An 18,106-nucleotide genomic window follows, 5' to 3' on the forward strand; every position below is an offset into this window, starting at 1 on the left:
ACGAATACGCCCGTGGGCACCGATGCGCAACGCAGTTGGTGCCCACGGGCGTTCCCTCCCGAAAGAGGGTTTTGCGGCTCCCGAACGGGTCTGTGTGTCGCGGGGTCACTCCCCGGTCTTGTACAGGTGCATCCCCGGTACCGTCAGGTCGCCGCCGAACTGGCCGGCCTGCTTGACGGTGACCTTGGTGAAGAAGACCTCCGGGAGGTTCAGCGGCGGCGGGCTCTTCGGGCTGAAGGTGATCGGGATGATCCCCAGCAGGTTGCCCGACAGCTCCTCGGTGTACATCGTCACCGTGCCGTTGCGGATGGTCGAGGTGGACCCCTCGCGCGCCGCCACATGCGTGGTGGTGCCGGCGGGTCCGATGACCATCTGGTGCAGGTCCTTGATGTCCACGCCCTTGGCGGTGAACTTGAGGACCTTCTTGACCTGCCCGCTGTGTGTCTTGACCTCCACGATGCCCTTGTAGTCCAGGCCGTGCAGGCTCAGCAGGCTGCTCTTGAGGGTCCAGGGGTCGTCGGGCAGCAGGCTGGAGGTCGGTTCGGTCTCGGCGTTCTTGTACGCGTCGGCGTCGAACTCCGGGCAGGGGAAGGACTCCTTGCCGTCCTTGCCACCGGACTCCGAGGCGGACGGAGAGGGCTTCGGTGTGGCCTTCTCGGCCGCGTCCTTGGTGTCCTCGACCGTCTTCCTCGCCTTGTCCGCGGTGTCCTTGGCCCCGTCGCCGACCTTGTCCACCGTGTCCTTGACCGGATCGGCGGGCTTCTCGGACGACGGAGACGGGGCGGGCTCGCTGGACTCCGACGGGCTCGGCGAAGCGCTCGGCTCCGCGGACTCCTCCTTGTCGTCGGGATCGAAGATGTCGTGCAGTTTGTCCCCGACGCCCAGCGGGTCCAGCGGATTCCTGGACTCGGACTCCGAGGGGCTCGGCGAGGCGCTCGGCTCCTTCGACTCCTCGTCGTCCGCGGAGTCCGAGGACGAGCCGGACGGGGACGGCTTGGGCGTGGACGTGTCCTTCGACGGGCTCGGCGTGGGGTCCGGCTTCTGGGCCGGGGTGCCGCCGTCCTCCTTGGAGCCGGAGGTGTCCTCGGACCCCTTGGGGTCCTTGGACTCCGCCGAATCCTTCGAGTCCGCCTTGCCTGCCTTATCTGCCTTATCTGCTTCGTCAGGCTGGGACACACACGGCCCGGCCTTGTATCGGTCCTCGGGCCGGGGGCTCGCCGAAGCGAGCTGGGGGGTCAGCCCCATGCCCATGAGCACCGCGGTGGGCATGGCGGCCAGTGCTATGGCCTTGCCCGCGGGCACCTGAAGGCGAGTGAGCATCGACTTCCTGGGTGCCGCGTGCCGCGGTCCCGTTCTCGCCCGGCGCGCGCTTGCGCCCTCCGGCTGCTCCTGGTCACCCCGCACGGTGCCTCCCATTGGTGGATTCCTGGTCCGGTGCGGTCCCGGCTCCGGCCGGTTCCGGCACGCTGTCACCGTCCTCGTCGTCCTCCGGCGCGGATCCCGGCCCGTTGGCGGGCTGCGCCGAGGGAGTCTCGCCCGGTGCCCAGGCGACGCTCATCCCGCCGCCGAACAGCGCGAGCAGGAATCCCATCAGGAAGCCGCCGATGTTGGACACGGGCAGCGACACCAGGCCGAGCAGGATCGAGGCGACTCCGGCGAACACCCGTACGGCGGGCTGGAACCACATGGTCAGGCCCAGGATCACCAACAGCACACCGATGATCAGCGACGCGGATCCGGCGGTGGTGGACAGGTTGATGGTGAACCCGCCCGCGCTGAGGCTGTTGTACGGGAAATACATGATCGGCAGCCCGGCCAGCAGGGTCAGCAGCCCCGCCCAGAACGGGCGCTGCCAGCGCCATGCCCGGAAGGACCTCCGCAGGCGGCCGATACGGTCACGCGCCCCCGGCGACTCGGCACTCATTGAAAACAGCTCCCTGGGGCTGGCGATCGTTGCGATCGCGGTGTGCTACAGCGGTACTCGTTGCGCGGCGCCTCCGCGCTGCTGGGCGATGCCGGGTGAGGGGCAGCGCCGCGGCCCCCCACCCTCCAGCTCAGCGCGTCAGAAGCACTCGTTCTTGCCCTTGCTGACCTTCATCGAAAGGCCGGAGAGCTTGAACGTGCCCGCGCTGGTCGCCCAGGCGGTCTGCTTCACATCGGTGAGCGTGGCCGAGTCGGCCTCCTGGGCAAAGGAACCAGGAAGGGCCTTGTCGCCCTTCTTGATGCCCGGGCCCTTGGTCGAATCGCCCGCCGCGACACCGATGTTGATCCCGCGGAACGTCGCATCCGCGTCCAGCTGGTCCAGGTCGATGAAGAGGTTCTTCGCCTCGACCTGCTTGCCGCCGTTGCCGGCCTGCAGCTTCAGCGACACATCGCCGAAGACCGGGACCGGGATCACGACGGACTGGCACAGCCCCTTGATCTTGGCGTTCTTGAACGCCGAGACCGCGACCGGGATGTTCTTCCCGCCGTGCTGTGTGTCAAGGGCGCCGTACTGGACGAAGCCCTTACCGTCGAGCCGGTCGGCCGTGACCTTGAACTGCTGGCCGGACACGTTGAACGAAGCCGCGAGCGCACCCTGGGACAGGGCGACGCCGATCGCGGCCGTGGCCGCAACGCTCGGCACCATGACAACGGCGAACCGCTTCCATCTGGTCCCGCCACGAGCCAGAGACTCCATGACTTTCCTCCTTCTCGGACGTACATCTCCGGCCGGGGCCATGGCCCCGGACCTGGGATGGGAGAAGTGCTACGTCCTCGGGAAGGAGAGCGCCCACGTCTCACAGGCGCTTACCGCACCCGCAAAAAACACCGGCGATCACCCCCGAGCGACAACCACTGGCCACGCTTCTCGCGCAACCTCCTGGACAGGCCCTGCCTGTTGGGGCAGAGACCCCCCTGTCCAAGGCCGGCGCCACTGCCGCCGACCTACTCGGTGGGGACCCAACCGCGCCGACGCACCGACCGGATGCCGGGCTGCCGGGGGGATGGACCGAGCTTGGCCGATCGTGGTCCATTCGCGGCCGAGGCACAAGGGGTTCGTTACTAGCGAGTAACGGCCGGATAACCGTCGTGCGGCCTCCTGGTCGCGGCCGGGTACGCAGGGTCGTCGCCAAGTGACCGGAAAGAGAGGGAGATTTACTCCAAGACCGGACAAACCGCGGGGGTGTATTTACTGGCAGTAACAGCGACCGCGATTACCAAGTTTTGGTAAAGAGCGGTCGCTGTCTTGTTTGAGGAGTCCGAGGTCAGAACAGCACGCGCGCCAACGCACTACGCGCAGTGACCACTCGGGGGTCCTCACCGCCGATCACATCGAAGAGACCGAGGAGATGAACCCGCGCCTTCTCCCGGTCCTCACCCACCGTGCGCCGAACCGCCTCCACCAAGCGCCCGAAGGCGTCCTCCACATGACCGCCCACCAGATCGAGATCGGCCGCGGCGATCTGGGCGGAGACATCCGCGGGACTGTCCGCGGCCGTCTTGCGCACCTGCTGTGCGTCCACCCCTTGAACCCGCTCCAGCAACTCCGCCTGCGCCAGACCCAGCTTGGCCTCGCTGTTGGCGGGGTCGTCCGAGAGCACATTGCGGTACGCCTGGACGGCACCGCCCAGATCCCCCGCGTCCAGCGCCTCATGGGCCGCGGCGAGCGCGGCGTCATGCGGCGAAACGGGCGCTTCCGGGACGGCCTGCTCGGCCTCCCCGTCCCCGGCGCCGTCTTCAACAGGTGTACCCACGATGCCGAACTGCTGCTCCGCGGCCTGGATCAGCTGGTCCAGCACCTGGCGGATCTGCGCCTCCGGCGCGGCACCCTGGAAGAGCGGCACCGGCTGGCCCGCGATCACCGCGAAGACCGCGGGGATGCCCTGGACGCCGAACTGCTGGAAGAGCATCTGGTTGGCATCGACATCGATCTTCGCCAGGACGAACCGTCCCGCGTACTCCCCGGCCAGCCGCTCCAGGATCGGACCGAGCTGCTTGCACGGCTCGCACCATTCGGCCCAGAAGTCGATGACGACCGGCACCTCGGAGGAGCGCTGGAGGACGTCCTGCTGAAAACCCGCCTCGTCGACATCGAAGACCAGACGGGCGGGCGCGGCCGCGCCGCCGGTGCGGGCCGCCTCGGCCCGCGCCTTCTCCGCCTTCTGCTTCGCTTCTCCGGCCGCCTTCACCGCGGCGAGGTCGACCACTCCACTCATGGACATGTTCCGTGGCTGCATGGTCCTATCCTCCCCTCTTCACGCGGTGAATGGAAAAGCGCGTCAACCGGCCCCCCGGCCGGCCCGCCGGCTCCCCAACCGGCGCTCATGGTCATCGCTCTTACGCTACGAGCCGTAGCGTAATCGGCCGGGGGCGCCCGCGTCACCCCCGCCCCCCTCTCTCCCGCCGCCGATCTCTGGTGATCTCTCTCACCAGGCCTTCCGCCGCCACCAGTGGGTATGGTCGCGGACATGAGCACGCCCGCACGCCGCACCGGGCGCCCCCGCAGCGCCGAGGCCGACCGCGCGATCCTCGGCGCCACCCGTGCCGCGCTGGTCGAGCTCGGCTGGGGGAAGCTGACGATGGGCGATGTGGCGGCGCGCGCCGGGGTGGCCAAGACCACCCTCTACCGCCGCTGGGCGGGTAAGAACGAACTGGTCGTGGACGCGGTGGCGGCGGTCTTCGACGAACATCTGGAGGCGGCCGACCACGGCAGTCTGCGGGCCGACATCGAGGAGGTGGTGGTGCGGTTCGCCACCCTGCTGGAGCGCCCCGAGACCAAGACGGCGCTGATGGCCGTGGTCTCCGAAGCCACCCATGACGAGGCGCTGGGGGCCCGGGTGCGCTCGGCCATCGTGGACCGGCAGAAGCGGCTGGTGCTGGTGGGCCGGGAGCGGGCCCAGCTGCGCGGTGAACTGCCGCGCGAGGAGGACCCGGCCGCGGCGGCCCGCAACGCGGACCTGATCTTCGACGTGATCGCGGGCTCGGTGGTGCACCGGCTGCTGGTCAGCGCCGAGCCGGTGGACCGGGAGTGGGCCCGGTACTTCGCCACCCTGCTGCTGCACGGACTGGCGGCGGCGAGCTCCGGCGCGGGGACCGCCCCGACGCCGGAACCCGCCCGGGGGCACGATCAGAAGCCGGCCGGCTCCGTGTAGATCCCCCACTCGTCGCGGAGCGCGTCACAGATCTCCCCGAGGGTGGCCTCGGCCCGCACCGCCGCCATCATCGGCTCGATCATGTTGCCGCCGTCCCGGGCGGCGGCCAGCATCGCCTTGAGCCCCGCGGCGACCTTGGTCTCGTCGCGCCCGCCCTTGCGGCCGCCCAGCACCCGCACCTGCTCGCGCTCGACCTCATGGCTGACCCGCAGGATCTCCAGATCGCCGGTGACCGAGCCGTGGTGGCAGTTGACGCCGACGACCCTCTTGTCGCCCTTCTCCAGCGACCGCTGGTACTGGAAGGCGGACTCGGCGATCTCACCGGTGAACCAGCCGTCCTCGATCCCGCGCAGGATGCCCGAGGTGATCGGCCCGATCGGATGCTGTCCGTCCGGCACCGCCCGGCGGCCGCGCTCCTTGATCTGCTCGAAGATCTTCTCGGCGTCGGCCTCGATCCGGTCGGTCAGCGCCTCCACGTACCAGGAACCGCCCAGCGGATCGGCGACATTGAGGATGCCGGTCTCCTCCATCAGCACCTGCTGGGTGCGCAGCGCGATCTCGGCGGCCTGCTGGCTGGGCAGCGCGAGGGTCTCGTCCAGCGCGTTGGTGTGCAGCGAGTTGGTGCCGCCGAGCACCGCGGACAGGGCCTCCACGGCGGTGCGGACCACGTTGTTGTACGGCTGCTGCGCGGTCAGCGAGACCCCGGCGGTCTGGGTGTGGAACCGCAGCCACTGCGCCTTCTCCGACGTCGCCCCGTACACATCGCGCATCCAGCGGGCCCAGATGCGGCGGGCGGCGCGGAACTTGGCGATCTCTTCGAAGAAGTCGATGTGCGCGTCGAAGAAGAAGGAGAGACCGGGGGCGAAGACATTGACATCGAGCCCGCGGGAGAGCCCCAGTTCCACGTAGCCGAAGCCGTCGGCGAGGGTGTACGCCAGCTCCTGCGCGGCCGTGGCCCCGGCCTCGCGGATGTGGTAGCCGGAGACGGAGAGCGGCTTGTAGTCGGGGATGCCGTGGGCGCAGTACTCCATCAGATCGCCGATCAGGCGCAGATGGGGCTCGGGCGGGAAGAGCCACTCCTTCTGGGCGATGTACTCCTTGAAGATGTCGGTCTGGAGCGTGCCGTTGAGCCGCGAGGTGTCCACGCCCTGGCGCTCGGCGGCCACCAGGTACATACAGAAGACCGGTACGGCCGGGCCACTGATCGTCATCGAGGTGGTGACGTCGCCGAGCGGGATGTCCTTGAAGAGGATCTCCATGTCGGCCGCGGAGTCGATGGCGACCCCGCAGTGGCCCACCTCCCCGAGCGAGCGCGGATCGTCGGAGTCGCGGCCCATCAGGGTCGGCATGTCGAAGGCGACCGACAGCCCGCCGCCGCCCGCCTCCAGGATCATCTTGTAGCGCTCATTGGTCTGCTCGGCGTTGCCGAACCCGGCGAACTGGCGGATGGTCCACGCCCGGCCGCGGTAGCCGGTGGGATACAGACCACGGGTGTACGGGAACTCCCCGGGCCAGCCGATCCGCTCGAACCCCTCCACGGTGTCCCCCGGAGCGGGTCCGTAGACCGGCTCGACGGGGTCCCCCGAGAGCGTGCTGAAGTCGGCATCGCGCTTGCGTGCCGCGTCGTACCGAGCCTGCCAGCGACGGCGGCCTGCCTCAATGCCTTCGGCGTCCATGGCTCAAATTTACTAGGACGTCCAAGTAATTCTCAACGGCTGACCGCCCCGGACAGGCCGATCGAGTGGTCTGCCGGACCGTCCTCGCAGGTCAGCGGTCCGGCACAGAAATCTGGGCGAGAGTGGCGCGGAGCGCCGTCAGAGCCCGGGCCTCACGCCCGGGCGGGCTCCGGTTGGGCGTCCTCGACCAGCGGGGCGATCTCACGGACCACCATGCGCTCGACGAAGAAGACCGCGGTCGGCACGGTGCCCGCCAGCAGCACCCACGCGAGCTTGCCGAACGGCCACTTCGCCTTGGAGCCCAGGTCGAAGGCGAAGACCAGGTAGAGGACGTAGAGCCAGCCGTGCGCGAAACCGACGACGGTGACGTAGCCGTCGGCACCGTCCACGTCCAGCAGGTACTTGGCGACCATGCCGATCGTCAGCAGGATCAGCAGCACGCCGGTGACATAGGCCATCACCCGGTAGCGGGTCAGGACGCTCTTCTTCATGGCACTGAGCGTAACCGTGCGTTCCGGGGCGATCTTCGCCGCCCCCGGCCCCGCTACTCCTCGCCCTCGGCCCCGTCCCCGGCCTCGTTCTCGAAGTCGTCCGCCGCGACCCGCAGCGGCCGCAGCATCGCGAAGATCCGGCCGCACTCCTCGGCGTCGTAGACCCCGAGTCCGAAGTCCATCGCCATCAGGTCGCGGGTGGCCGACTCCACCACCTCGCGTCCCCGGTCGGTGATCGAGGCGAGGGTGCCGCGGCCGTCGTTGGGGTTCGGCCGCTTGGCCACCAGACCGGACTTGACCAGGCGGTCCACCGTGTTGGTGACCGAGGTCGGGTGGACCATCAGCCGCTCGCCGATCTTCGACATCGGCAGCTCACCGGCCTTGGAGAAGGTGAGCAGCACCAGCGCCTCGTAGCGGGCGAAGGTCAATCCGTACGGCTTGACGACCGCGTCGACCTGGCCGAGCAGAATCTGCTGGGCCCGCATGATCGAGGTGATCGCGGCCATGGAAGGCACGGACCCCCATCGCTGCTTCCAGAGTTCGTCGGCGCGGGCGATCGGGTCGAACGGCAGGCTGAGCGGCTTCGGCACACCACCGACACTACCGGCCGGTCATATCGTGGTCAGCTCCATCTCACACTTCGGTCCGTTCCGTACCGCGTCCGGCGCGCTCGGCCACGCGGGCGCCACGCCGTACCTCCAGCGCCACCAGCAGCGAGCAGACCGCCCCCAGCCCGCCCGACACCGCGGCGACCGCGGGCACCGGCACGAACTCGGCCACCACCCCGGCGACCGCCATGCCCAGCCCCTGCGCGGTCATCAGCCCGGCCGTCACCACCGTCATCGCCCGGCCCCGCAGCTCCTCGGGTACGGCGGCGAAGAACCACTGGTCCAGGCCCAGGCTGTAGGCGATACCGAAGCCGGTCAGCACCTGGAGGCCCAGGACCCAGCCGAACGAGGGGTGGGCCGCGTACCCGAGGGCGGGCAGCGACGCGGCCACCCCCACCGGCAGCGTCAGCCGGGCCCGCGCCCGCGGCCCGAGCAGCGAGCCCACCAGCACCTCGCTGACGATCGCGCCGACCGGCATACCGCACATCAGCAGCCCCAGCCCGGCCGAGCCGAGACCCAGCCCATCGGAGTACGGCGTCAGCAGAGCTTCCGGCATCACCACGAACATCGGCGGCACCCAGGAGAGCAGCAGCAGCCCGCGGATCCGGCGGACCTGCGCCACCGTCTCGCCTCGTCGTCGGTCTCGGCCCACCTCTCCGTACTGCGCGCAGCCGGGCTCCTCGCCTCCCGCCGCCAGGGCCACCAGGTCCTGTACGAGCGCACCCCGCTGGCCCTGGCCCTGCTGTCCGGCGGTTGAGGGCTGAGGGCAGACCAGGAGGGCGGAAAAGCCGAGGGCGGAACGCGGAACCCCGCCCCGGGAAGAGGGCGCGGCGGGGTCCGGGGCGGAGCCCCGGTGATCCGCCAGGCGGAGAGGTCAGGCGGAGAGGTGGCGCTCCACCGTGTCCACCTTCGAGGTCAGGCCGTCGGTCACACCCGGCCGGATGTCGGCCTTGAGGACCACCGAGACCCGCGGTGCCCGGGCCTCCACCGCCGCGACCGCGCGCTTGACGACGGCCATGACCTCGTCCCATTCACCTTCGACCGAGGTGAACATCGCGTCCGTACGGTTCGGCAGGCCCGATTCGCGGACCACCCGCACCGCGTCCGCGACGTACTCCCCCACGTCCTCGCCGACCCCCAGCGGGGTCACGGAGAAGGCGACGATCATACGTTGACCACGCCCTCGCGGCGGGCACGGGCCGCGATCACGCTCGCCTCGGCCTCCCGCTTCAGCATGCGCTCGGCGAAGAAGCCGCCGGTGGGCAGGACGGCGAGGGCGAAGTAGAGGGCGGCGGTCTGCCACTTCCACCTGGTGCGGTTCCAGGCGTCCGCCCAGAACACCAGGTAGAGGATGAAGAGGGCGGCGTGCACCCAGCCCATCACCGGCACCGCGTCGAAGTCGGTCGTCCTCTTGAGGACCGAGCAGATCAGCAGCAGGAGGAAGGACACGGCCTCGGGCGCGGACACCAGGCGGAGCCGGCGCAGCGCGGTGGCGGTCTTGAAGTCCACGGGAGCACCTTCGCGTGAGGAGAACACGGCAATGGCTTGTGAACCCATGCACAAGCCTCCGCCCATTGTGGCAGCCGCGGCGGCGATCTCCGTTCGCGGGGCCCCGATCGCCCCGGTTGTTCCCTGTCCGTCGGCGTGGGGGACCGATAACGTCGGCTCGTGGCTCAGTTTCGGCTCCAGGGAAGCAAGGTGCTCGCCGTCGACATGACCGGCGACGGCGTCAAGGCCAAGAACGGCGCGATGGTCGCGTACGAGGGGGAGATGACCTTCAAGAAGAAGTCGGGCGGCGGGGAGGGGCTGCGCGGGATGGTGACCCGCCGGCTCACCGGTGAGCAGATGGCGGTCATGGAGGTGAAGGGGCACGGCACGTGCTACTTCGCCGACCGGGCGAGCGAGATCAACCTGGTCTCGCTGCACGGCGAGAAGCTGTATGTCGAGGCGGAGAATCTGCTGTGCACGGACGCCGCGCTGCGCACCGGGACGACCTTCACCGGGCTGCGCGGCTCGGCGCAGGGCAACGGGCTGTTCACCACGACCGTCGAGGGCACCGGCCAGGCGGCGATCCTCTCGGACGGGACGGCGGTCGTGCTGCGGGTCACCCCGCAGACACCGCTGCAGGTCGACCCGGGCGCGTACATAGCCCACACCGGCAGCCTCCAGCAGCACTTCCAGTCGGGGGTGAACTTCCGCGCGCTGATAGGCGAGAGCGGGGGCGAGTCGTTCCAGATCCGCTTCGAGGGCGACGGTCTGGTCTATGTGCAGCCGAGCGAGCGCAACACCATCGGGGGTGAGATCTGATGCCGTTCACCATGCTCACCTCGCGGATGGTGCAGGCCGAGGTGGCGCCCGGCCGGACGCTGTTCAGCCAGCGCGGCGCGATGCTCGCCTACCGCGGGGACGTGCGGTTCACGCCCAGCATCACCGGCGGCCAGGGCGGGGTGATGGGCATGATCGGCCGCCGGATCGCGGGCGAGGCCACTCCGCTGATGACGGTCGAGGGCCAGGGCACCGTGATGTTCGGCCACGGCGGACACCACGTGGAGGTGATCGACCTGGCCGGGGACACCCTCCATGTGGAGTCGGACCGGCTGCTGGCCTTCGACGGCTCGCTGCGCCAGGGCACGATGTTCATGGGCTCCCAGGGCGGGGTGATGGGGATGGTGCGCGGCCAGGTCACCGGGCAGGGGTTGTTCACCACGACCCTGGAGGGCCAGGGCTCCGCGGCGGTCATGGCACACGGCGGGGTGATCCAGTTGCCGATCGGCCCCGGACGGCCGGTCCATGTCGATCCGCAGGCGTATGTCGCCCACCGGGGTGATGTCCGCAATAAGCTCTCGACGGCCATCGGCTGGCGCGACATGGTGGGCCGCGGCTCGGGCGAGGCGTTCCAGCTCGAGCTGTCCGGCAGCGGCACGGTCTATGTCCAGGCATCGGAGGAGAAGCTGTGAACGGCCCCGTCATCCATGACGCGCACACCCTCCCGGTCGACGACAACATCAATCCGTACGCCTTCAGCGTGGACCTCGACGGCCAGTGGTTCCTGCAGAAGGGGAAGATGGTCGCCTACTACGGGAAGATCGACTTCCAGGGCATCGGACTCGGCCGTCTCGACCGGCTGATCGCGGGCAGTTTCCACTCCCCGCTGCACGCCGCGGACTGGGTGGTGGCCGAGGGCCGGGGCAAGATGGTGCTCGCGGACCGCGCGTTCGACGTCAACTCCTATGACCTGGACAACGGGAACCTCACCATCCGCTCCGGCAATCTGCTCGCCTTCCAGCCCTCGCTGGCACTGAAGCAGTCGATCGTGCCGGGCTTCCTGACCCTCATCGGCACGGGGAAGTTCGTGGCCGCCTCCAACGGTCCCGTGGTCTTCATGGAGCCGCCGCTGCGGGTGGATCCGGAGGCCCTGGTGGGCTGGGCCGACTGCCCCTCCCCCTGCCACCATTACGACCACGCCTATCTGCGGGGGATCGTGGGCGGCATCCGGGCGCACACCGGCCTCGGGGGAACTTCCGGCGAGGAGCACCAGTTCGAGTTCGTGGGGGCCGGGACGGTACTGCTCCAGTCCACGGAGCGGATGCTGGACGGCATAGCCGTCGGACAGACGGGGGGTACCGGTTCGTGAGCACAAGCGTGCGGAGTGTAACGTCGAACAGGTGACCTCTAGCCCGATACATCCATTGGTTCGGAATTCAACTTCTATAGGTAGAATACATCCCATGGAGACCGAGAACGTCACGCGCTGGCTCAGCGACGACGAGCAGCGCGCCTGGCGCACCCATCTGGACGTCAGCCGGCTGCTGACCTACCAGCTCGAACGAGACCTCCAGCCGTTCGGCCTGACCATGAACGACTACGAGATCCTGGTCAACCTCTCGGAGTCGGAGGACCACCGGATGCGGATGAGCGACCTGGCGTCCGCGACCCTCCAGTCCAAGAGCCGTCTCTCCCACCAGATCACCCGGATGGAGAACGCCGGTCTGGTCCGCCGGGAGAACTGCGAGTCGGACCGCCGCGGGCTGTACGCGGTCCTGACCGAGCACGGCTGGGACACCATGCGCAAGGTCGCGCCCCACCACGTCGACTCCGTACGCAAGCACTTCATCGACCTGCTCGGCGCGGACGAACTCGACGCGCTGTACGGGTCGCTGGTACCCGTCGCCGAGCATCTGCGCGCCCAGCGCGGCCGGGTGTAGGGAGTCATCACCCGGGACCGGGCCGCTCGCCCAGCGGGAGGTCCAGTTCGAACAGGGCGCCACCGCCGGGCCCCTCACGCACGGTCAGTGTGCCGCCGTGGCGCTCCGCCACATCCCGCGCGATGGCGAGGCCGAGCCCGGCCCCGCCATCGTCGCGGCTGCGGGCGTCGTCCAGCCGTACGAACCGCTCGAAGATCCGCTCCCGTTCGCTCCCGGGCACCCCGGCGCCGTCGTCGGCGACCCCCAGCACGGCCCGGCCGCCCTCGGCGCGCACCGACACCCGCACCTCGCCCCGCGCGTGCCGCTGGGCGTTGTCGACCAGGTTCCCCAGCACCCGCGAGAGCTGCCCGCGCGAACCGGTCACCTCCGCCGCGGCCAGTTCGGTGACCACCGGCACCCGGTCCCCCGTCCGCTGCGACAGCTCCTCGCGCACCATCCCGTCCAGCGCGACCCGCGCGGTGCGGTCGGGCCGCTCCCCGGCGTCCAGCCGGGCCAGCAGCAGCAGATCGGCGGCCAGCCGCTGGAGCCGCACCACGTCCTCCACGGCACCGTCCACATCCAGCAGTTCGGGATGGGCGGCGCCCACCTCCAGCTGGGTACGGAGCGAGGCCACCGGGGAGCGCAGCTCATGGGAGGCGTCCGCCACGAACGCCCGCTGCCGCTCGACCGACGCCTCCAGCGCCGCGAGCGTCTCGTTGGTCGTCCGGGCCAGCGCCGCCACCTCGTCGTACGAGGGGGGCTCCGGCACCCGCCGGGACAGATCGGTGCTGGCGGTGATGGCGGCCATCTCCCGGCGGATCCCTTCCACCGGCCGCAGTGCCCGCCGGGTCACCAGCCAGGTCACCCCGGCCACGACCACCAGCAGCAGCGGCAGTCCGATCAGCATCGCCTGCCGCACGGTGCCCACCGCGCCCTGCTCGGTTGCCAGCGGGGCGCCCGCGTAGACGGTGACGTCGTCGCCGTGCGCGTCGGTGGCCTCGACAGCGGCCCAGCGGTACTCCGCGGTCGTGCCGTCGATCCGGGCCGAGCCGTTGGTGTACTCCGGGGCCGAGGAGACCTCTCCGGTGCCGCCGTCGTCAGCGGTGTCGTCATCGGCGTCGGCGTCATCATCGGAGGGCGCCGCCACCGGCCGCACCGAGGGGCTGCCGGTGCCCGTCACGGCCTGGAGGTCGTCGCTGACCGCCCGGACCCGGTGGTCCTCGTCCACGATCTGCACCGGGGTGTCGTCACCGAGGTCCAGCTCCCGGTACGCCACCCCACCGGCGACCTTCGACGCGACCGCCCGGGCGGCGGCCCCGGCATCGACCTCGGCCCGGTCCGCCAGATTGCCCCGCAGCACCGCCAGCACCGCGAACCCCGCGGCCACCAGCGCCACCGCCACCACCACGGTCGCGCCCAACGCCGCCCGGGCCCGTACGGAACCGAAGACCTTACCCACGGAGGCGGTACCCCGCTCCCCGCACCGTTTCGATCAGCCCCGCACCCAGTTTGCGGCGCAGGGCGCTGATGTACACCTCGACGATGTTGGGGTCGCCGTCGTAGGCGAAGTCCCAGACGTGCTCCAGGATCTCGGCCTTGGAGACGACGTCCCCCGGCCGCAGCGCCAGATGCTCCAGCACGGAGAACTCCTTGGCGGTGAGCGCGATCTGGGCGCCGTCCCGCTCCACCCGCCGGGCGCCCCGGTCCACCGACAGCTCGCCCACCCGCACCACCGGCGAGGCGGCGGACCCACGGCGGCGCAGCAGCGCGCGCACCCGCGCCAGCAGCACCACATACGAGAACGGCTTGGTCAGATAGTCGTCGGCGCCGGTGTCGAGCCCCTCGGCCTCGTCGTACTCGCCGTCCTTGGCGGTGAGCATCAGGATCGGCACATCGCTGCCGGCCGCCCGGAGCGCCCCGCACACGTGGTACCCGTTCATCCCCGGCAGCATGATGTCGAGGACGATCAGGTCGTACGCACCCTCCTGCGCGCGGTACAGCCCCTCGCGCCCGTCGTGCGCCACATCCACGGCGAAGCCCTCGGCGCGCAGCCCCTTGGCCAGCGACACGGCGAGCCGCCGTTCGTCCTCAACGATCAGCAAACGCATGGGACCAGCCTCCCAAAGCGAACCTGAAGATCTCTTCAGGTGGCTTCAGCTCAGCTTCAGCATCGCTCCGTGAAGGTGGTTGACGTCCGAACACCACACGGGGAGGAACCCCTCATGAAGCGCAACATCGTCATCGCCACCGTCGCCGCGGCCGCTCTGATCGGCGGCGGTACGGCCGTCGCCCTGGCGGACAGCGGGACGGGCAGCGCGCGGTCGTCGTACGGCGGTGCGGCCGGTGCGGCCGGTGCGGCTCAGGCTTCCGGGAAGGTGGCGGCCCACCCGTCCGAGTCCGACGACAAGGACGACGCCGACAACGACGCCAAGGCCGCCGCGAAGGCCCGGGTGACGCTCTCCGACGCGGCGGGCTCGGCCCTGAAGGCCGTGCCGGGCACGCTGTCCTCCATCGACCTGGACGACGACGCCCGCACCGCCGCCTGGGACGCGGAGATCCTGGGCAAGGACGGCACGTGGCACGAGGTGACCGTGGACGCCTCCAGCGGCAAGGTGCTGGACCAGCACGTGGACCGCGGGGAGGACGACGACGCGCGTGAGCGTGCCGCGCTGAGGAAGGCCGAGGTGAGCGCGGTCCAGGCGGCCCGGAAGGCCGCGGCGGGCGGTGGCACGGCGACCTCCGTCGACATCGACGACGACCACGCGGCGGTGTGGGAGGTCGAGGTCGTGAAGAACCACAAGGAGCGCGAGCTGACCGTCGACGCGCAGACCGGCAAGGTCGCCCAGGCACCGTCCGACGACGACCGCGCCGAGGCCGGCGACCGCGACGACGACTGAGCGCCGCGCGTCCGGTCCGGCCACCGCACCCCGGCCACGGGACACCGGACACCGATCACCGTGAGCCGGTGCCCGCCGGGGTGAGCGGAGGTGAGCCGGTCACGCCGGAGTGACCACCGCGCGAGGGCGGGCCCCGCACACCCGGGCCCGCCCTCAGCGCACGTCCGCGCCCGCGCTGCCTACGCCCCCTCCGTGACTCCCGCCACCAGTTCGTCGGCCGCCGTGTACGGGTCCAGCTCACCGGCCACGACCCGTTCCGCCAGCGCGCCGAGGCGCCGGTCACCGTGCAGATCGCCGATGCGGGCGCGCAGCGCGGTCACCGCGATCGTCTCGACCTCACCGGCCGCCCGCCGCATCCGGCGCTCGGCCAGCACACCGTGCTCCTCCATCCACGCGCGGTGCTTCTCCAGCGCCTCGACGACCTCGTCGATGCCCTCGCCGCGCGCCGCCACCGTCTTCACGATCGGCGGCCGCCAGTCTCCCGGCGCCCGTGCCTCGCCCAGGCCCAGCATGTGGTTGAGCTCGCGGGCGGTGGCGTCGGCGCCCTCCCGGTCGGCCTTGTTGACCACGTACAGATCCCCGATCTCCAGGATCCCGGCCTTGGCGGCCTGGATCCCGTCGCCCATCCCCGGCGCCAGCAGCACCACACTGGTGTCGGCCTGGGCGGCGATCTCCACCTCGGACTGGCCGACGCCCACCGTCTCGACCAGCACCACATCGCAGCCGGCCGCGTCGAGCACCCGGATGGCCTGCGGTGCGGCCCAGGCGAGCCCGCCGAGATGACCGCGGGTGGCCATGGAGCGGATGTAGACCCCGGGGTCCGAGGCGTGCTCGGACATCCGGACCCGGTCGCCGAGCAGCGCCCCGCCGGAGAACGGCGAGGAGGGGTCCACCGCGAGGACCCCCACCCGTTTGCCGATCCGGCGGTAGGCGGAGACGAGCGCGGAGGTCGAGGTGGACTTGCCGACCCCCGGGGAGCCGGTCAGCCCCACCACGTACGCACCCCCGGCCAGCGGAGCCAGCGCCGCCATCACCTCGCGCAACTGCGGCGAATCGCCCTCGATCAGCGAGATCAGCCGGGCGACCGCGCGCGGCCGCCCCTGCCGGGCCTGCTCCACCAGGGTGGGCACATCACTCATGGGTGCCGCGCTCCTCCACGCTCGTACCGCCGTACCGCCCTACCGGGTATCGGCACGGATCAGAACCACTCACCGGCGGCCGCCGGGATCACGCCTTCTTTCCGGGCACCCGGATGATCAGCGCGTCTCCCTGGCCGCCACCGCCGCACAGCGCCGCCGCACCGGTACCGCCGCCGCGCCGGCGCAGCTCCAGCGCCAGGTGCAGCACGATGCGGGCGCCGGACATCCCGATCGGATGTCCGAGGGCGATGGCGCCGCCGTTCACGTTCACCTTTTCGGAGGAAACCCCCAGATCCTTCATTGACTGCACCGCGACCGCGGCGAACGCCTCGTTGATCTCGATCAGATCCAGGTCGTCGGTGGTCAGCCCCTCCTTGCCCAGGGCGTGCGCGATGGCGTTGGACGGCTGCGACTGGAGGGAGTTGTCGGGTCCGGCCACATTGCCGTGGGCGCCGATCTCGGCGATCCACTCCAGGCCCAGCTCCTCGGCCCTGGCCTTGCTCATCACCACGACCGCGGCGGCACCGTCGGAGATCTGCGAGGAGCTTCCGGCGGTGATGGTGCCGTCCTTGGCGAAGGCGGGGCGCAGCTTGCCCAGGGACTCGGCGGTGGTCTCCCCGCGGATGCCCTCGTCCTTGGCGAAGACGACCGGCTCGCCCTTGCGCTGCGGGATCTCCACGGGGGTGATCTCGGCGTCGAACAGGCCGTTCTTCTGGGCGGCGGCGGCCCGCTGGTGGGAGCGGGCGGCGATCTCGTCCTGCTCGGGACGGAGGATGCCCAGCCGGGTGTTGTGCTTCTCGGTGGACGCGCCCATGGCGATGTTCTCGAAGGCGTCGGTGAGCCCGTCGTGCGCCATCGCGTCGAGCATCTCGATGGCGCCGTACTTGTAACCCTCCCGCGACTTGGGCAGCAGATGGGGGGCGTTGGTCATGGACTCCTGGCCGCCCGCGACCACCACGTCGAACTCACCCGCGCGGATGAGCTGGTCGGCCAGGGCGATGGCGTCGAGGCCGGAGAGACAGACCTTGTTGATGGTGAGGGCGGGCACGTTCATCGGAATACCGGCCTTCACGGCCGCCTGCCGGGCCGGGATCTGGCCGGCGCCCGCCTGGAGCACCTGCCCCATGATCACGTACTGCACCTGGTCCCCGCCGACCCCGGCCCGGTCCATCGCGGCCTTGATCGCGATGCCTCCCAGGTCGGCGCCGGAGAACGTGCGCAGGCTGCCCAGCAGCCGCCCCATGGGGGTGCGGGCACCCGCCACGATCACGGAGGTGGTCTTGGCGTTACCGGTCGATGGTGCAGTCATGTGGTGCGCCCCTTCACGAGAAGAAGGAAGTTAACGAGGGTTATCGTCAATGTACTGACCGGTACCCGCGCGGTCACCGGCCCATCAGTGTGATCGCGCGCACGTTGCGTAACCACCGGAGAGGGCGGTGCACTGGTCCCATGCTGACGAGAATCGACCACATCGGGATCGCCTGTTTCGACCTCGACAAAACCGTCGAGTTCTACCGTGCCACGTACGGCTTCGAGGTGTTCCACTCCGAGGTCAACGAGGAGCAGGGCGTACGCGAGGCCATGCTCAAGATCAACGAGACCTCGGACGGCGGGGCCTCGTACCTCCAGCTGCTGGAGCCGACCAGGGAGGACTCGGCGGTCGGCAAGTGGCTGGCCAAGAACGGCGAGGGGGTCCACCACATCGCGTTCGGCACCGCCGACGTCGACACCGACTCCGAGGACATCCGCGGCAAGGGCGTCCGGGTCCTCTACGAGGAGCCCCGCCGTGGCTCGATGAACTCCCGGATCACCTTCCTGCACCCGAAGGACTGCCACGGGGTGCTGACCGAACTCGTCACCGCGGCGCCCCCCTCCGAAGCGGACCACTGAAGCGGACCACTGACCTACCCCTTCCCCGGCCGGTAGAGTGCAGGCTCGGCCGGGGTACGGGAATCGGAAGGGATCGGGGTCCGGCC

20 protein-coding genes and 2 pseudogenes are annotated in these 18,106 nt (G+C 70.3%); 8 read left to right on the forward strand and 14 right to left on the reverse strand.

What is annotated here, in order from left to right; genetic code table 11:
* Positions 1–105: 105 nt before the first annotated feature.
* The 4 genes from HUT19_RS12690 to HUT19_RS12705 all read right to left on the reverse strand — a co-directional run bounded on the left by HUT19_RS12690 (position 106) and on the right by HUT19_RS12705 (position 4,220).
* Positions 106–1,320, reverse strand: coding sequence for a hydrogenase expression protein HypF (locus HUT19_RS12690; protein ID WP_254885551.1), 1,215 nt, complete (start codon positions 1,318–1,320; stop codon positions 106–108).
* 73 nt (positions 1,321–1,393) lie between these two features.
* On the reverse strand, positions 1,394–1,924 hold the full coding sequence (locus tag HUT19_RS12695) for a DUF6114 domain-containing protein (RefSeq protein WP_176180578.1): 531 nt from the start codon (positions 1,922–1,924) through the stop codon (positions 1,394–1,396).
* A 138-nt stretch (positions 1,925–2,062) separates the two neighbouring features.
* Positions 2,063–2,680, reverse strand: a complete 618-nt coding sequence (locus HUT19_RS12700; RefSeq protein ID WP_176180579.1) for a DUF6230 family protein — start codon at positions 2,678–2,680, stop codon at positions 2,063–2,065.
* Positions 2,681–3,248: 568 nt separating this feature from the next.
* Positions 3,249–4,220 (reverse strand): tetratricopeptide repeat protein, encoded by a 972-nt coding sequence (locus HUT19_RS12705; RefSeq protein ID WP_176180580.1) that lies wholly within the window; start codon positions 4,218–4,220, stop codon positions 3,249–3,251.
* 231 nt (positions 4,221–4,451) lie between these two features.
* Here HUT19_RS12705 and HUT19_RS12710 point away from each other — a divergent pair, with 231 nt between their 5' ends.
* The gene (locus HUT19_RS12710; RefSeq protein WP_176180581.1) at positions 4,452–5,135 is read left to right on the forward strand and encodes a TetR/AcrR family transcriptional regulator; all 684 of its coding nucleotides are present in this window, start codon (positions 4,452–4,454) and stop codon (positions 5,133–5,135) included.
* On the opposite strand, the gene HUT19_RS12715 is transcribed toward HUT19_RS12710, so the two are convergent.
* From HUT19_RS12715 to HUT19_RS12730, 4 genes and pseudogenes are all read right to left on the reverse strand, one after another.
* A complete protein-coding gene (locus HUT19_RS12715; protein WP_176180582.1) occupies positions 5,111–6,811 on the reverse strand; it encodes a methylmalonyl-CoA mutase in 1,701 nt (566 codons plus the stop codon). The two genes, HUT19_RS12710 and HUT19_RS12715, sit on opposite strands and share 25 nt — an antisense overlap.
* Positions 6,812–6,963: 152 nt before the next feature.
* Positions 6,964–7,302 (reverse strand): DUF3817 domain-containing protein, encoded by a 339-nt coding sequence (locus tag HUT19_RS12720; protein ID WP_176180583.1) that lies wholly within the window; start codon positions 7,300–7,302, stop codon positions 6,964–6,966.
* Positions 7,303–7,355: 53 nt separating this feature from the next.
* Positions 7,356–7,892 (reverse strand): MarR family winged helix-turn-helix transcriptional regulator, encoded by a 537-nt coding sequence (locus HUT19_RS12725; RefSeq protein WP_176180584.1) that lies wholly within the window; start codon positions 7,890–7,892, stop codon positions 7,356–7,358.
* A gap of 43 nt (positions 7,893–7,935) precedes the next feature.
* Positions 7,936–8,520: pseudogene (locus HUT19_RS12730) on the reverse strand (MFS transporter); the annotation flags it as partial.
* Here HUT19_RS12730 and HUT19_RS42975 point away from each other — a divergent pair.
* Positions 8,506–8,667 (forward strand): annotated as a pseudogene (locus HUT19_RS42975) (transcriptional regulator); the annotation flags it as partial. The pseudogenes HUT19_RS12730 and HUT19_RS42975 sit on opposite strands and share 15 nt — an antisense overlap.
* 117 nt (positions 8,668–8,784) lie before the next feature.
* On the opposite strand, the gene HUT19_RS12735 reads toward HUT19_RS42975, so the two are convergent.
* Positions 8,785–9,078 (reverse strand): MTH1187 family thiamine-binding protein, encoded by a 294-nt coding sequence (locus HUT19_RS12735; protein WP_176180585.1) that lies wholly within the window; start codon positions 9,076–9,078, stop codon positions 8,785–8,787.
* Complete coding sequence (locus HUT19_RS12740) at positions 9,075–9,419, reverse strand: DUF3817 domain-containing protein (protein ID WP_176180586.1); 345 nt, start codon at positions 9,417–9,419, stop codon at positions 9,075–9,077. The genes HUT19_RS12735 and HUT19_RS12740 overlap by 4 nt, the downstream gene beginning before the upstream one ends.
* 159 nt (positions 9,420–9,578) lie before the next feature.
* Between HUT19_RS12740 and HUT19_RS12745 the strand changes: the two genes are divergently transcribed.
* The 4 genes from HUT19_RS12745 to HUT19_RS12760 all read left to right on the forward strand — a co-directional run bounded on the left by HUT19_RS12745 (position 9,579) and on the right by HUT19_RS12760 (position 12,115).
* A complete protein-coding gene (locus tag HUT19_RS12745) occupies positions 9,579–10,217 on the forward strand; it encodes an AIM24 family protein (RefSeq protein ID WP_176180587.1) in 639 nt (212 codons plus the stop codon).
* Positions 10,217–10,867, forward strand: a complete 651-nt coding sequence (locus tag HUT19_RS12750; protein ID WP_176180588.1) for an AIM24 family protein — start codon at positions 10,217–10,219, stop codon at positions 10,865–10,867. Before HUT19_RS12745 ends, HUT19_RS12750 begins: the two co-directional genes overlap by 1 nt.
* Positions 10,864–11,544 carry an AIM24 family protein gene (locus HUT19_RS12755; RefSeq protein ID WP_176180589.1) on the forward strand — a complete coding sequence of 227 codons (681 nt, stop codon included), beginning with the start codon at positions 10,864–10,866 and terminating at the stop codon, positions 11,542–11,544. The genes HUT19_RS12750 and HUT19_RS12755 overlap by 4 nt, the downstream gene beginning before the upstream one ends.
* 94 nt (positions 11,545–11,638) lie before the next feature.
* Positions 11,639–12,115: a MarR family winged helix-turn-helix transcriptional regulator gene (locus tag HUT19_RS12760; protein WP_176180590.1), complete on the forward strand. Its 477-nt coding sequence runs from the start codon at positions 11,639–11,641 to the stop codon at positions 12,113–12,115.
* A gap of 7 nt (positions 12,116–12,122) precedes the next feature.
* On the opposite strand, the gene HUT19_RS12765 is transcribed toward HUT19_RS12760, so the two are convergent.
* On the reverse strand, positions 12,123–13,553 hold the full coding sequence (locus HUT19_RS12765) for a HAMP domain-containing sensor histidine kinase (RefSeq protein WP_176180591.1): 1,431 nt from the start codon (positions 13,551–13,553) through the stop codon (positions 12,123–12,125).
* Entirely contained in the window at positions 13,546–14,202 is a 657-nt protein-coding gene (locus HUT19_RS12770) for a response regulator transcription factor (RefSeq protein WP_176180592.1), read from the reverse strand. Before HUT19_RS12770 ends, HUT19_RS12765 begins: the two co-directional genes overlap by 8 nt.
* A gap of 114 nt (positions 14,203–14,316) precedes the next feature.
* Here HUT19_RS12770 and HUT19_RS12775 point away from each other — a divergent pair, with 114 nt between their 5' ends.
* Positions 14,317–14,991, forward strand: a complete 675-nt coding sequence (locus tag HUT19_RS12775; RefSeq protein WP_176180593.1) for a PepSY domain-containing protein — start codon at positions 14,317–14,319, stop codon at positions 14,989–14,991.
* A gap of 179 nt (positions 14,992–15,170) precedes the next feature.
* On the opposite strand, the gene meaB is transcribed toward HUT19_RS12775, so the two are convergent.
* Together meaB and HUT19_RS12785 are read right to left on the reverse strand one after the other, a co-directional pair.
* Positions 15,171–16,130: a methylmalonyl Co-A mutase-associated GTPase MeaB gene (gene meaB / locus HUT19_RS12780; protein WP_176180594.1), complete on the reverse strand. Its 960-nt coding sequence runs from the start codon at positions 16,128–16,130 to the stop codon at positions 15,171–15,173.
* A gap of 88 nt (positions 16,131–16,218) precedes the next feature.
* A complete protein-coding gene (locus HUT19_RS12785; protein ID WP_176186808.1) occupies positions 16,219–17,400 on the reverse strand; it encodes an acetyl-CoA C-acetyltransferase in 1,182 nt (393 codons plus the stop codon).
* A 179-nt stretch (positions 17,401–17,579) separates the two neighbouring features.
* On the opposite strand from HUT19_RS12785, the gene mce reads away from it, so the two are divergent.
* A complete protein-coding gene (gene mce / locus HUT19_RS12790) occupies positions 17,580–18,020 on the forward strand; it encodes a methylmalonyl-CoA epimerase (RefSeq protein ID WP_176180595.1) in 441 nt (146 codons plus the stop codon).
* The last annotated feature ends 86 nt before the right edge of the window (positions 18,021–18,106 follow it).

It is taken from the genome of Streptomyces sp. NA02950 (assembly GCF_013364155.1).
Taxonomy (GTDB): Bacteria; Actinomycetota; Actinomycetes; order Streptomycetales; family Streptomycetaceae; genus Streptomyces.

Bases quoted from the DNA above. Each gene is read 5' to 3' on its own strand.
- HUT19_RS12710 (WP_176180581.1), top strand. From the start codon at position 4,452: ATGAGCACGCCCGCACGCCGCACCGGGCGCCCCCGCAGCGCCGAGGCC.
- HUT19_RS12700 (WP_176180579.1), bottom strand. From the start codon at position 2,680: ATGGAGTCTCTGGCTCGTGGCGGGACCAGATGGAAGCGGTTCGCCGTT.
- HUT19_RS12770 (WP_176180592.1), bottom strand. From the start codon at position 14,202: ATGCGTTTGCTGATCGTTGAGGACGAACGGCGGCTCGCCGTGTCGCTG.
- HUT19_RS12705 (WP_176180580.1), bottom strand. From the start codon at position 4,220: ATGCAGCCACGGAACATGTCCATGAGTGGAGTGGTCGACCTCGCCGCG.
- HUT19_RS12775 (WP_176180593.1), top strand. From the start codon at position 14,317: ATGAAGCGCAACATCGTCATCGCCACCGTCGCCGCGGCCGCTCTGATC.
- meaB (WP_176180594.1), bottom strand. From the start codon at position 16,130: ATGAGTGATGTGCCCACCCTGGTGGAGCAGGCCCGGCAGGGGCGGCCG.
- HUT19_RS12750 (WP_176180588.1), top strand. From the start codon at position 10,217: ATGCCGTTCACCATGCTCACCTCGCGGATGGTGCAGGCCGAGGTGGCG.
- HUT19_RS12715 (WP_176180582.1), bottom strand. From the start codon at position 6,811: ATGGACGCCGAAGGCATTGAGGCAGGCCGCCGTCGCTGGCAGGCTCGG.
- HUT19_RS12690 (WP_254885551.1), bottom strand. From the start codon at position 1,320: ATGCTCACTCGCCTTCAGGTGCCCGCGGGCAAGGCCATAGCACTGGCC.
- HUT19_RS12695 (WP_176180578.1), bottom strand. From the start codon at position 1,924: ATGAGTGCCGAGTCGCCGGGGGCGCGTGACCGTATCGGCCGCCTGCGG.
- HUT19_RS12735 (WP_176180585.1), bottom strand. From the start codon at position 9,078: ATGATCGTCGCCTTCTCCGTGACCCCGCTGGGGGTCGGCGAGGACGTG.
- HUT19_RS12760 (WP_176180590.1), top strand. From the start codon at position 11,639: ATGGAGACCGAGAACGTCACGCGCTGGCTCAGCGACGACGAGCAGCGC.
- mce (WP_176180595.1), top strand. From the start codon at position 17,580: ATGCTGACGAGAATCGACCACATCGGGATCGCCTGTTTCGACCTCGAC.
- HUT19_RS12720 (WP_176180583.1), bottom strand. From the start codon at position 7,302: ATGAAGAAGAGCGTCCTGACCCGCTACCGGGTGATGGCCTATGTCACC.